Below are 13,391 nucleotides of genomic sequence, written 5' to 3' on the forward strand. Positions count from 1 at the left end.
TTTCATCAAAAAACAATTACTATTTTTAATAATGAAATAAATGTTTAATAACGGTCAACTCTATTCAGGGAAGTTCAGTAACGGTCAACGATATTCAGGGAAGTTCAGAACAAGTTTGAATTTTGAATGATGAATTAAGAATTCCGAGTTAATCATTAGTAAATAGCTTTAAAAGTCGTAAAAAAGTCGGCTTATTTTCGTTTGGTGGTAATGCACAAATCTTTAATTTCGAAAATAAAAAATGAATCTATTAAGCGAGCAAATTACTGAGAGTAGAAAAGCAAAAGGATTAACACAAGAAGAATTGGCGGCATTAGCAAAAGTCAATTTACGAACGATTCAACGTCTAGAAAATAACGAAAATATACCAAGAGCAAAAACACTTCAGTTGGTGGGTAATGCTTTAGAGATTGACTTGATAAATGAAATAGGTTCATCAGAAAACAAAATGGAGTTTTATTTCACAAAAGTGATGAATGTAATTTTTTTTATTATTCTAAATATCGTCATCATAATGGCATTGGGGTACCTCACGATAGACTCCGCTGCCAATACAAATAGTAGGATTGGTGCATTTTTACTAAGTCTTTTTATCCCTTATTTTATAGTAAGACAAACTGAGCATATGAACAGTATGGAGCGTTTTCTGAAATTAGGTAGTGGTTTAATTCTCTATTTCTTATTGTTTTTTGTGCTTCATGGTTTTCCAGCTGGCTTTACTTCAGGTTTGTTTGTATGTATTCCTATTTTTATAAGTATTTTGTTTTACGGAAATAAACTGAACTTATCTTCGCTTTTGAAAATCTAGATTTGTTTATCTTTATCAGAAAACAAATCCAATGAAAATCCTAAATACCATTCTGGGCAATGCCAGTGAAGTTTCGGTAGAAAAACTGACCGATAAATACAGCCGATTATTAACTGATAGCGAAAGTATTGAACTCGGCTTCCAACTTTTTCGCGACACGTTTATGTTTACCAATAAACGCTTGATTTTAGTCGAAGTGCAAGGCGTTACGGGCAAAAAAGCAGAATACCGTTCTTTTCCCTACAAAAGTATGTCGCGTTTTTCGCTCGAGTCTGCAGGCACTTTTGACCTCGATGCCGAACTAAAAATCTGGATTTCGAGTGCGACTGAACCTGCCGTTAATAAAAAATTTAATAAAAGCATAGATGTTTACGCCGTGCAAAAATATTTAGCAACAAAGATTTTATAATTATAACTTATGTTTTTCAATTAAATTCGGAAGTTGTGATTAATATGAAAACTGAACGCAAATAGACTTTAAAATCACTGAATTGAGATGAACGAAGACGTAAAATGGACATTTTTTCCTTTTATTTTTTTATCTAAAATTTATATCAAATTCTATCGTGGAAAAAAAGACTTTTGGATTATTTTTCCTTCACTTATTTTAAGTCTAATCGTTAGTTTGAATATTTATGTTTTCTTAAATCTGAAATACGATATAAATATTTACTGGATAATCGGGCTTTACTTTCTACTCTATTTTGTTTTCTTTTTTATTTTTCATCGAAGATTTCCAGATTATGAACTAGTTGAAAAAATTAAACTGACTAAAACTGAAAAAACAATAACTCTGATTACTATTTTATCAGCAATAGCGATGTCTTTCATAATCCTTAATATCTTAAGGAGTCAAAACATCTGAATTAAAAATTAATGAATTAATGGAAAAATACTAACCGCAACAACGTAAATCGCAAATTGCTACGGATTTGTCCTCACGGATAAATCCTTGCGTAATCGCAATATTTGTGTGTTCTAAATTTTAGTCCAAACTCGACCGCAAATTAGATCGATATAGAAAAGTGTTAATGTTTTTAAACCCGACAACCTATGCCGAAACTAAAAGAATTTCAGGTTCTCACAACAGTAAACTATAATGGGATTCTGAAATAAATTCAGAATGACGGTAAGCAGGTTCAGAATGACTTTTATGATTTCAACTCTACCCGATGTAAAATCAAGCCAGAAGGTGGAGCAATGCGTTCGAGTTTGATGCGCTGTGTTCCATCTAGCGCGTTCTTTAAATCCTCAATCGTTTTTTGGTGTTCGCCAATATCCAGCAACATGCCCATCATCAGGCGAATTTGCTGTCGTTTAAAACCCTTACCTTCTACCCTGAACAAATAACTCTTTCGAGGGAAAAAATTGGCTTGGTATATCGTATTTTCGATAATTTCAGCTTCCTGTATTTCAAACACCGTTTGCGTTTCGGCTTTGGGTTTGTAACAAAACGACCAAAAATCGTGTTTCCCAGTAAATAATTGGGCGGCTTCTTGCATCAATTCAATAGACAAATCGTGCGGTGCATTATGAATAAAAGGAGCCGCAAACGGATGGTTTTTTTCACCAAACGAAAACACATAATGGTATTCCTTGCGTTTTGCATGTTTGATGATATTAAAATCTTTGGTGGTGGGTTCAATCGATAAAGCCCGGATGTCTTGTGGCAAATTCTGATTAAATAGCATTAAAAAAGCTGCTAAGTCATCTATTTCTTTTTCCACAATCAGTTCTATATAGGTTTGATTAACCGAAACTTTTGCATCGGTTCTACCCGAAGCAATGACCTTAAAATATGCTCTTTCGAGAATATAGGAAAAGGTACGTTCAACCATTTTTTCTACCGTTTTCACTTCTGGTTGTTTTTGCCACCCGTGAAAACGAAAACCTAAATACTGCAAACCAATAATGTAAAAGTACTGTTGACGTTGCATGGTTTATTTTAAAAGCGAAACCCCATTCAAATCGGTGGTGAGTACCGAAGTCATATAATCAAAAAAAGGTCGAATGCCCTTGAAATGTTCGTTTACTTTCGCAGTAAAATTTTCACTTAATACTTCTTTATCGGTAAATTTCGCGGTAAAAATAAATTGTTTGTGATTGATATAGTTAATCGCCGCATGTTCTTTATCAAAACCTTTGGGTGCCGTTTTGAGTTGTTTACCTTCTAATTCGCCCCAATATTTCTGTAATTTTTTATCTAAAACCACTGCTTTAAACTCATCGGCATCACTTTCTATTTCTTTGCGAATGCGATACAAGTCATTTTTCTCAGGACTCCAAAAACCAACCGCCAAAAAAGATTGGTCATGAGGTTCTATATGTAAATAATAGCCTCCTCGTAAGGTCGGTTTTTTTCGCATAAAATGCGCCGCAAAATGATGTTTGTAAGGGGTTTTATCTTTACTGAATCGTACATCTCGATAAATTCGAAAAGCTTTGGTTTTCTCAATCTCATCGTGTTGTTGCATCAAACTTTCTACATGCTTATAGAAGGTTTTCATTTCGCTTTCAAGCTTCTTAAATTTTGGTTTGTTTTCTTCAAACCACTCGCGGTTATTGTTTATTTTGAGTTGTTTTAGAAAGCTCAGGGCTTCTTTATTGATACTTTCCATAGGATTAATTATTTCCTAAAATTAAAGGCATTCCGTCTTCGCCACTTCCAATCACGATTACTTTAGAATTAGATGACTTTGAAAGCTCTATAGTCGCTTGGATACCCTTTTCGCGAAGTATGGCATCGTTAAGCGAAGCACTTAAAATTTTATTGGCCATGGCCTTTCCTTCGGCTTCTATCTTTTGGCGTTGCGCTTCTTTTTGCGCTTTCGTTAAACGGAATTCGTATTCCAAAGATTCCTGCTCTTGTTTTAATTTACGCTCGATAGCGTCTTTGATACTTGGCGGAAGTGAAACATCACGCACTAAAACCTCATTTACCTGTACGTATTGATTTTCAAGAAGCATTTGGGTCTCTTCTAAAATTTCTTTCTGTATCGCTTCTCTTTTACTCGCATACAACTGCTCAGGATTATAACGGCCCACCACTGCTCTTGCTGCAGATCTAATGGCCGGTTTTAAAAGCCGCTCGATATATTGTTCTCCCTTTTCCTTGTGGAGTCTTCCCAAATCTTCGTATGTAGGCTGAAACCAGGTAGAGGCATCTAATTTGATTTCTAAACCGTTTGAGCTCAAGACCTGCATTTTTTCTTCCAAAGACTGTTGCCTTACTTCGTAAATAAAGACTTTATTCCACGGGGCGATGACATGAAAACCTTCGCCCATAGGTGGTTCTTCAGTCACTACTCCGCCTCCTAAGGTTCGGTATAAAACTCCGGCTTCACCTGAACCAATTGTAACTGTAGACCTCAATAGTATAATGATAAGCACTATAAAGACGATTACTAACGGAACGGCTATTTTTGGAAAGTTGAAGTTGGATTGATTGTTCATTTTTTGTATTTTAAATTAAACCTCTGTATTTTCTTAAAAACCACTCTGCTGAAAGGCAAAGCACAATGATTGCCAATAAATGTTTCCAATCGATTAAGTTTGTTTTTTGTGTCGTACTTTTTTGAATGGTTTTAAAATTTTCATTTTCGATTAGATTGTTGATCAGTTTTTCTACCTGATTTTTATCGTATATTTTACCTTTACTAGCTTGCGATAGTTTGGTTATATTGGCATTTACAAACTGTTCTTCGATGTTGTAGTCTAATATGCTAAAACTACCTGACTTTTGCAAATTTTCGCCCTCAACCACCACCGTATAACGGTAATCTCCCGCAGGTAATAGATTGAGGTTGACGTTGTAAAAATTATTATTCGCGATAAACGGATAGGTTTTAGAAGTGTTCGTATTGACATCGCTGACGCGGATATTGATTTTTGCCCGATTGTCGAAGACGTAGTTTTTATCGAAATAGCTTACCGAAATTGCTAACTCCTCACCAAAATTGTATATATTTTCAGCATCGACACGCAAACGCTCTTTTCGTTTTTTAGAAGAAGTAAACTGTACTAAATTGGCCATAAAATTGTCGAATGCCACAAAATCACCTGAATCACGATAGGCTTTTGCTCGCCACTGCCATAAGTTTTCGCCAAACCAATAAGCTTTTTTATGGTTGTTATCCTCAACAAAAAACAATATTGGGTTTTCGATGACCACCCCATTGATATTTTGATACAACAAAACTTGTGCTTCTGAAGTAATATTGATTTCTCCAAACTTATCCTTGAGGGGTGGAAAGTCTTGAAAGCCTATATTTTCTTGTTGAAAAAAACCAAAATCCTTGTTCTGAAATGGTTGAAACTCTTCCGTCTGATTGGTCAAATCTTTCTTAAAATCTTCTTGAGTTTTATTGACGAAATTATAGTCCGTTTTTTCACCTGTAACCAGTATGTAATTTATTTTCTGGGATTCGATTTGAGTAAAAACACTATTGAATCTTTGGTTAGGTTGATACAATATAACCAATTGATAATCCGATATATTCAAATCTTTATCGTTAATCAATTTTATAGTTGCTTTTCGCTGTTTATTGGCTGCTATTGCATTTTTAAAAGCGCCTAAATCGGGATGTAAAATCGAACTTAAAATAAGTACATTGGTTTGCTCGTCGATTACTTCTACTAAAAAGGATTTTACGTTATTCGAAGTATTTTTTTCGTTCGTCAAAGTTTCGATGGAAGCGACATAGTTTTTTAGCCCTACGCTATTGGTTTTGATATGGGTGGTGACCAATTCGCTATTTTTTGTGGGTGAAAATTCTAATGTCTTTGAAAAGATTTCTTCATTTCCCGATTTAATCACAAATCGTTTACGCACATTTTCGTCACCTGCATAGGTTACAAAGGTTTCGACCGGAAAATTGTTTCCTAAAAAAGAATAACGATTGTTGTTGATGCGATCTATTTTAATGTCGCTATATTGTGTGGTGTCGCCAACAGCGATAGCATACACTTCATTGGGTTGGTCTAAAGCCTTGTAGAGGTAATCTTCGCCCAGGGTTTGGTTTCCGTCGGAAATGAGTATCATGGGAGCAATTTGCTCGGTGTAGATTTCTCTTAGGTTGGAAAAAACCTGATCGATTTTTGTTTGTTGCTCAGAAAAACTTAAGCTATCCCGAAGCTTAAATTCGTTACCAAAACGGTAATAATCAATGTCAAATTTTTCGCTTAAAGCTTTGTGGGTACTTATTTCATCAAGTATTTGATTAACCTTGGCTGTTTCTTCAAAATAAGCTATCGATTCCGAGTTATCGATTGCCACGATCAAATGAGGCTTTTCTTGGGTGTATTGGGTGTTGGTGATTTTTGGGTTGACCAACAACAAAAGAAGTGAAAAGTAAGTGATTGTACGTAAAATAAAGTACCACCACCAGTTTTCACTTCTCTTTTTAGTAAAATAATATTGAAAAAGTGCGATGCCTACGGCTACTATAAAAAATAGTATCAATAAAAGAATTGTTTTTGTGGGCATTAATTTTCTGTCTATTTTATTATGTTTTGTCATTAAAAACCGTCAATTCGAGTGAAATTCTGAAAGAATTTTGTATCGAGAATAGGTTTTTGAGCATCAGTTCTCGATACAATTTTTGTTGAAACAAAAATCCCTCGAACTGACCAATAATGAAATTAAGTCAACATTCCACCATCAACATTCAAGACTTGTCCGGTAACGTAGCTACTCAAATCACTACCCAAGAAAACACAAGCATTCGCAATATCTTCTGGAGATCCGCCACGTTTTAATGGAATGGCATCGCGCCAACCCTCAACAGTTTTTTTGTCAAGCTTGGCGGTCATTTCAGTTTCGATAAATCCGGGAGCAATCACATTGGTTCTGATGTTACGCGAACCTAACTCCAATGCCATCGATTTGGAAAAACCAATCATTCCCGCTTTAGAAGCCGCATAATTGGCCTGACCAGCGTTACCTTTTACCCCCACCACAGAACTCATGTTGATGATACTCCCTTTCTTCTGCTTGAGCATCGTACGTTGTACGGCTTTGGTCATATTGAAAATTGACTTTAAGTTGACTTCGATGACCTTATCGAAATCCTCTTCCGTCATACGCATTAACAAGTTATCTTTGGTAATTCCTGCATTATTTACTAAAATATCGATACTTTCGAAATCGTTATTTACCTGATCGATCAAGGCTTGGGCTTCTTCAAAACTAGCGGCATTACTTTTATAGCCTTTGGCTTTTACCCCTAAACTTTCCAATTCTTTTTCTAATGCTCTAGCCGCTTCTTCTGACGAACTATAGGTAAAAGCAACATTGGCACCGTGTTCTGCAAAGACTGTCGCAATACCCTTACCAATACCACGGCTTGCTCCGGTAATAATGGCGTTTTTTCCTTCTAATAATTTCATTTTTTTATATTAAAACCAGTTAGTTCACCAAATATAACAAACTCCCACTTTTGAGCATAAAAAAACCGCTCTTAAATGAATAAGAGCGGTTATAATTTTATCGAATCTATGTTTAGCCTAAAACTTCGGCTACTTTTTTACCAATTTCAGCTGGAGAATCTACCACGTGGATTCCGCAATCTTTCATAATTTTCTTTTTTGCTTGAGCCGTGTCTTCACTTCCGCCAACAATCGCTCCTGCGTGCCCCATGGTTCTACCTGCTGGAGCAGTTTCACCTGCGATAAACCCAACGATAGGCTTTTTAGAACCACTTTGTTTGTACCAGTTTGCCGCATCTGCTTCTAACTGACCTCCAATTTCACCAATCATGACCACAGCTTCTGTCTCTGGATCGTTAATGAGCATTTCTACCGCATCTTTTGTTGTCGTCCCGATAATTGGATCTCCACCAATTCCGATTGCCGTAGTAATTCCTAAATTTTGCTTGACCACTTGGTCTGCAGCTTCATAAGTTAAGGTTCCTGATTTAGAAACAATACCTACTTTTCCTTTTTTGAAAACAAAACCTGGCATAATCCCAACTTTTGCCTCCCCTGGCGTAATCACACCCGGACAGTTTGGTCCGATTAAACGGCAGTCTTTGTCTTTGATATAATCCGCCGCTTTTACCATATCCCCTACAGGAATACCTTCGGTAATGGTGATGATGACTTTAATTCCTGCGTCAGCAGCTTCCATAATGGCATCGGCAGCAAAGGCTGGTGGAACAAAAATAATGGTGGTATCTGCGCCTACTTCTTTTACCGCTTCTGCAACGGTATTGAATACAGGTTTATCTAAATGTTTCTGACCTCCTTTTCCCGGAGTTACCCCACCAACAACGTTGGTACCGTATTCTATCATTTGTTCGGCGTGAAACGTACCTTCACTACCTGTAAAACCTTGTACTATTATTTTGGAATCTTTGTTTACTAAAACGCTCATATTATTTTCTTGAATTTATGGAATGCAAATTTAATTTTTATAACGCAACTCTAAAAAGATTTTACTCATTTTTTGAGAAAAACGAAGTCATGTTTTCCGGACTATCGTCATCCAATTGGCTTATGATATACATTTTATGGATTTTTTCTTCTTTTATTTCTGCCATCACCATAAAATGTGCCAACGGAATTTCCGTACCTGGATTTTCGATAATGTCTGCAAAATAAGTAAATCGGGCACTCACCTGATTGTTTTCTGCTATGAGGTGGGTAAACTCACACACCAAGTTGTTGTATGATTTCCCCATTTCTTTTACCTTGCTTTTAAATTTATCGAAATCAAGGTGAAGAAAACCAATCGTACTATTCCAGAAGAACTCTACTTCCGGATGTAGGTATTTTTCTAAATCGCTAGAGTTCTTGTAAAATGAAGAATTAAAAAAATCTTTTATAATCTGTTTGTTGTTCATCACTTCGATGATTTTTGTTGTTGAATTAAATATGGAATTTGTCGAATGGATGCAGCTTCTTTAAACCATTTTTTAGCTTCAATGGCAGGCGAACCAAAATACTGTTGGTTTCCTTCTAAGGTTTTACTTACGCCCGATTGTGCAAAAATTTCGGCTTTCGTTTTGATGGTCACATCACTTCTAATCCCTACTTGCCCCCAAATGGTGACTTCGTCTTCGATGATCACACATCCTGCAATTCCTACTTGCGAGGCAATCAAACATTTTTTGCCAATCACGCAATCGTGACCGATATGCACTTGGTTATCGATTTTAGTGCCTTCGCCAATGGTTGTATCTCCGCTAACCCCTTTATCGATCGTACAAAGCGAACCAATATGCACATTGTTTTCTAGAATTACCCGTCCACCCGAAACTAATTGATCGAAACCTGTTTCCCGCTTTTTGTAATAGAAAGCATCGGCTCCTAAAACGGTTCCCGCGTGAATGACAACATTATCGCCAATTTCGGTATGGTCATAAATGGAAACGTTGGAGTGAATGATACAATTTTTACCAATTTTCACATGATTTCCCACAAAAGTGTTGGGCTGAATCACCGTACGCTCGCCTATTTGAGCGGTTTCGGAAATACGGTTTGACGAAGATTGAAAAGGTTTAAATTTGCGCGTCAGCTTATTGAAATCCCTAAACGGATCGTCTGAAATTAGTAAAGCTTTCCCTTCGGGACAATCTACTTTTTTGTTGATTAAAACAACAGAAGCCTTAGAGTTTAAGGCTTTGTCGTAATATTTTGGATGATCTACAAAGACGATATCGCCTTCACGAACCACATGAATTTCGTTCATCCCCAAAATTTTATAATCAGGGTTTCCAACAAATTCAGCCGCTATTATGGAAGCAATTTGCTGAAGTGTCTGTGGTTGTGGAAAATCCATTTATTCTTTGATTCTTTCTTTGTAAGTTCCCTTTTCGGTTTCAATACGAATTTTATCGCCTTCGTTGATAAATAAAGGCACGTTTACTTCCGCCCCTGTTTCTACCGTTGCTGGTTTGGTGGCATTGGTGGCGGTATTTCCTTTTACACCCGGTTCTGTATGCGTCACTTCTAACACTACACTTGCTGGCATTTCTACTGAAAGTGGCATACTATCTTCTGTATTTATTAAAACAGTTACCACCTCACCTTCTTTCATCAAACCTGGCATATCTAAAGCAGACTCCGTAAGACGAATTTGTGTGTAGTCTTCTGTATTCATAAAATGGTAAAACTCACCATCGTTGTACAAAAACTGAAATTTGTGTGTTTCTACGCGCACATCTTCGATTTTGTGACCGGCAGAAAAAGTGTTTTCGATGACTTTTCCTGTGGTAACACTCTTGAGTTTGGTACGTACAAAAGCTGGTCCTTTTCCAGGTTTTACGTGTAAAAATTCGATGATTTTATAAATATCGTGGTTGTATCTAATACATAAACCGTTTCTGATGTCACTTGTACTTGCCATATTTTATTTTGTATAATTTAATTTGAAAAATAGCCTTTCATAATTCCTCGTTGGGAGTTTTTGATAAACTCTAAAATATCATCTCTCTCTGGTGTAGCCTCCATTTCGGCTTCAATAATGGCTACCGCTTGAGAATTGTTATAATTTTTTTGGTAAAGTATTCGATATATATCTTGAATCTCTCTTATCTTTTCGGTGCTAAAACCTCTTCGGCGTAAGCCAATAGAATTGATACCCACATACGAAAGCGGCTCACGTGCTGCTTTTACAAACGGAGGAACATCTTTTCTTACCAAAGAACCTCCAGTGATAAAAGCGTGACTACCAATACTACAAAATTGTTGCACAGCTGCCATACCAGCCAAAACTACATAATCTCCAACGGTAATATGTCCGGCTAAGGTACTGTTGTTTGAAAAAATACAGTTATCTCCCACAAAACAATCGTGAGCGATATGGCAATAGGCCATAATCCAGCAATTGTTACCAATAACTGTTTTCATTTTATCGGTTGTGCCACGATTGATCGTAACACATTCTCTGATAGTGGTGTTATCGCCGATAATAGTTACCGTATCTTCGTCGTTAAATTTTTTATCTTGTGGAACTGCAGAAATCACCGCTCCTGGAAAAATATTTACGTTCTTCCCGATTCTTGCGCCTTCCATAATGGTAACGTTAGAACCTATCCAAGTTCCTTCGCCAATCACTACATTGTTGTGAATAGTCGTAAAAGGCTCTATCACCACATTTTTGGCAATCTTTGCTCCTGGATGAACGTATGCTAAAGGTTGATTCATAACTTTATTTTGATTTTACAATTTGTGCCATCAGTTCAGCTTCAGCACACAATTTTCCATTCGCGTAAGCGTAACCTTGCATATGACAAATTCCTCTTCTGATAGGTGATAACAATTCACACTTAAACACCAACACATCTCCCGGAACTACTTTTTGCTTGAATTTTACTCCATCTATTTTCATAAAATAAGTAAGGTAATTTTCCGGGTCCGGAACGGTACTTAAAATAAAAATCCCGCCTGTTTGTGCCATGGCTTCTACAATAAGAACGCCGGGCATTACTGGAGCGCCTGGGAAGTGACCTCTAAAAAAATCTTCGTTCATCGTGACCGATTTTGAACCAATAACGTGATTGTCGGTAAGTTCAAAAATTTTGTCAATCAGTAAAAATGGCTGTCGGTGTGGCAACATCTTCATGATTTTATTGACATCCATAAGCGGTTCTTGGTGAAGGTCTACTTGCGGAATGGTATTTCTACGCTCATTTTTGATATGATTGGCCATTTTTTTGGCAAACTCGGTATTGACTTTATGACCAGGTTTGGTCGCAAAGACTTTTCCTTTGATTTTTGTTCCGATTAAAGCTAAATCACCAATAACATCGAGTAATTTATGTCTTGCAGCTTCGTTTGGATAATGAAGTGTCAAATTGTCTAAAATACCATTTGATTTGATAGAAAGTGAGTCTTTATTGAAAACCTTCTTTAGTTTTTCGGTAGTTTCTGGAGATAGCTCTTTATCTACATAAACGATGGCATTATTCAAATCTCCTCCTTTGATTAACCCGTGGTCCAACAAAGTTTCTATTTCGTGAAGGAAACTAAACGTTCTAGAATCTGCAATTTCTGATTTAAACTCTGAAATCTTATTAATGGAGGCATTTTGAGTTCCTAAAATTTTAGTCCCAAAATCTACCATGGTTGTAATCTCATACTCTTGAGAAGGTACAATCATAATCTCACTTCCAGTAGCTTTATCTTTATAGCTGATTACTTCTTTTACTTCGTAAACATCTCTTTCTGCATCTTGCTCTTCAATTCCAGCTTTTTCAAGTGCTTCAACAAAATATTTTGCTGACCCATCCATAATTGGAGGTTCACTCGCGTCTATTTCTATCAAAATATTGTCTAAATCTAAACCTACACAAGCCGATAACACGTGTTCTGTGGTATTGATTTCTACACCTTTATTTTCGATAGTTGTGCCGCGCTGTGTATGGGTAACAAAATTTGCTTGCGCAGGAACTTCGGGTTGGTTTTCTAAATCGGTTCTTTTAAAAACAAAACCGTGATTTACAGCCGCAGGTTTAAAAGTTAAAGTTACTTCTTTTCCTGTGTGAAGACCAACACCTTTTAGTGAAACTTCTTTTTGAATAGTTTGTTGTTTCATTATATCAATTTCTAGCTATTCAGCTTTTTTTCTAATTTATTTAATCGTTCTATATTTTGAGGTAAATTTTTAAAGTGTACATAAGATTTATTGAAATCTCCATAATTTAGAGCGGGTGAACCCTGTAGGATTTCTCCATCTTTTACATGTCTACCTATGCCTGTCTGCGCTTGTATCCTTACATTATTTCCAATAGTAATATGTCCTACAATTCCAACTTGACCACCAATCAAACAATGTTTACCGATTTTGGTCGATCCTGCAATGCCTGTTTGAGCTGCGATAGCGGTATGTTCGCCAATTTCTACATTATGGGCAATTTGTATTTGATTGTCAAGCTTTACTCCTTTTCTAATGATCGTTGAACCTAAAGTTGCTCTATCGATTGTGGTTCCCGCGCCAACATCTACAAAATCTTCGATGATCACGTTGCCAATCTGCGGAACACGTTGGTATTCTCCTTTTTCGTCAGGCGAAAACCCAAAACCATCTGCACCAATCACAGCACTACTGTGAATAACACAGTAATCACCTATAATGGTTTCTGAGTAAATTTTTGCACCAGCAAAAATCACTACATCATTACCAATACTTACATTATCACCTATGTAAACATTGGGATATATTTTTACGTTGTCACCAATTTTTACATTTTTACCAATATAAGCGAAAGCTCCGATAAAAATTTCGTTGCCATAGCTAGTGTTTTCACCAATAAAATGTGGATCTTCTTTGCCTGCCTTATTTAGTTTTACCTGATTGTAATACTCTAAAAGCCTGTGAAAAGACTTGTAAGCATCATCTACCTTGATGAGTGTGGTGTCTACTTCTTTTTCTAATATAAAATCTCTATTGATGATACAAACGCTTGCGGCAGTTGTATAAATATGGTGCTGATACTTTGGATTTGCCAAAAAAGTAAGCGACTCGTCTGAACCTTCTTCTATTTTAGAAAGTTTAGATACTTCAGCTTCTGGGTTACCTTCTATTTCCCCTTCTAAAATATCGGCGATTTGTTGAGCTGTAAATTTCATTCTGACAAAAATA

14 protein-coding genes are annotated in these 13,391 nt (G+C 36.4%); 2 read left to right on the forward strand and 12 right to left on the reverse strand.

Features of this window, described 5'->3' with window-relative positions; all coding sequences use genetic code 11:
- Positions 1–241 precede the first annotated feature (241 nt).
- Positions 242–808: a helix-turn-helix transcriptional regulator gene (locus tag DNG35_RS05625; RefSeq protein WP_111126790.1), complete on the forward strand. Its 567-nt coding sequence runs from the start codon at positions 242–244 to the stop codon at positions 806–808.
- 31 nt (positions 809–839) lie between these two features.
- Positions 840–1,217, forward strand: coding sequence for a PH domain-containing protein (locus DNG35_RS05630; protein WP_111126791.1), 378 nt, complete (start codon positions 840–842; stop codon positions 1,215–1,217).
- A 742-nt stretch (positions 1,218–1,959) separates the two neighbouring features.
- Here the strand turns inward: DNG35_RS05630 and truA are convergent.
- The 12 genes from truA to lpxD (DNG35_RS05695) form a co-directional block, all read right to left on the reverse strand.
- Positions 1,960–2,745: a tRNA pseudouridine(38-40) synthase TruA gene (truA, locus tag DNG35_RS05640; RefSeq protein ID WP_111126793.1), complete on the reverse strand. Its 786-nt coding sequence runs from the start codon at positions 2,743–2,745 to the stop codon at positions 1,960–1,962.
- Between the two features lie 3 nt (positions 2,746–2,748).
- Positions 2,749–3,426, reverse strand: a complete 678-nt coding sequence (locus DNG35_RS05645) for a DUF2461 domain-containing protein (RefSeq protein WP_111126794.1) — start codon at positions 3,424–3,426, stop codon at positions 2,749–2,751.
- A 4-nt stretch (positions 3,427–3,430) separates the two neighbouring features.
- Positions 3,431–4,261, reverse strand: a complete 831-nt coding sequence (locus DNG35_RS05650) for a prohibitin family protein (protein WP_111126795.1) — start codon at positions 4,259–4,261, stop codon at positions 3,431–3,433.
- Between the two features lie 10 nt (positions 4,262–4,271).
- Positions 4,272–6,293 (reverse strand): VWA domain-containing protein, encoded by a 2,022-nt coding sequence (locus DNG35_RS05655; RefSeq protein WP_111126796.1) that lies wholly within the window; start codon positions 6,291–6,293, stop codon positions 4,272–4,274.
- A 155-nt stretch (positions 6,294–6,448) separates the two neighbouring features.
- A complete protein-coding gene (gene fabG / locus DNG35_RS05660) occupies positions 6,449–7,195 on the reverse strand; it encodes a 3-oxoacyl-[acyl-carrier-protein] reductase (protein ID WP_111126797.1) in 747 nt (248 codons plus the stop codon).
- Positions 7,196–7,307: 112 nt separating this feature from the next.
- Entirely contained in the window at positions 7,308–8,180 is an 873-nt protein-coding gene (gene sucD / locus DNG35_RS05665) for a succinate--CoA ligase subunit alpha (RefSeq protein ID WP_111126799.1), read from the reverse strand.
- 61 nt (positions 8,181–8,241) lie between these two features.
- Positions 8,242–8,649 carry a nuclear transport factor 2 family protein gene (locus DNG35_RS05670; protein WP_111126801.1) on the reverse strand — a complete coding sequence of 136 codons (408 nt, stop codon included), beginning with the start codon at positions 8,647–8,649 and terminating at the stop codon, positions 8,242–8,244.
- The gene (gene lpxD / locus DNG35_RS05675) at positions 8,649–9,587 is read right to left on the reverse strand and encodes a UDP-3-O-(3-hydroxymyristoyl)glucosamine N-acyltransferase (RefSeq protein ID WP_111126803.1); all 939 of its coding nucleotides are present in this window, start codon (positions 9,585–9,587) and stop codon (positions 8,649–8,651) included. The genes DNG35_RS05670 and lpxD (DNG35_RS05675) overlap by 1 nt, the downstream gene beginning before the upstream one ends.
- Positions 9,588–10,154, reverse strand: a complete 567-nt coding sequence (gene efp, locus DNG35_RS05680; RefSeq protein WP_111126805.1) for an elongation factor P — start codon at positions 10,152–10,154, stop codon at positions 9,588–9,590.
- A gap of 17 nt (positions 10,155–10,171) precedes the next feature.
- Positions 10,172–10,954 carry an acyl-ACP--UDP-N-acetylglucosamine O-acyltransferase gene (gene lpxA / locus DNG35_RS05685; protein ID WP_111126807.1) on the reverse strand — a complete coding sequence of 261 codons (783 nt, stop codon included), beginning with the start codon at positions 10,952–10,954 and terminating at the stop codon, positions 10,172–10,174.
- 4 nt (positions 10,955–10,958) lie between these two features.
- On the reverse strand, positions 10,959–12,344 hold the full coding sequence (locus DNG35_RS05690; RefSeq protein ID WP_111126809.1) for a bifunctional UDP-3-O-[3-hydroxymyristoyl] N-acetylglucosamine deacetylase/3-hydroxyacyl-ACP dehydratase: 1,386 nt from the start codon (positions 12,342–12,344) through the stop codon (positions 10,959–10,961).
- 11 nt (positions 12,345–12,355) lie between these two features.
- On the reverse strand, positions 12,356–13,378 hold the full coding sequence (gene lpxD / locus DNG35_RS05695; RefSeq protein WP_111126811.1) for a UDP-3-O-(3-hydroxymyristoyl)glucosamine N-acyltransferase: 1,023 nt from the start codon (positions 13,376–13,378) through the stop codon (positions 12,356–12,358).
- Positions 13,379–13,391: the final 13 nt, after the last annotated feature.

The organism is Mesonia sp. K7 (genome assembly GCF_003233725.1).
Lineage (GTDB): Bacteria > Bacteroidota > Bacteroidia > Flavobacteriales > Flavobacteriaceae > Mesonia.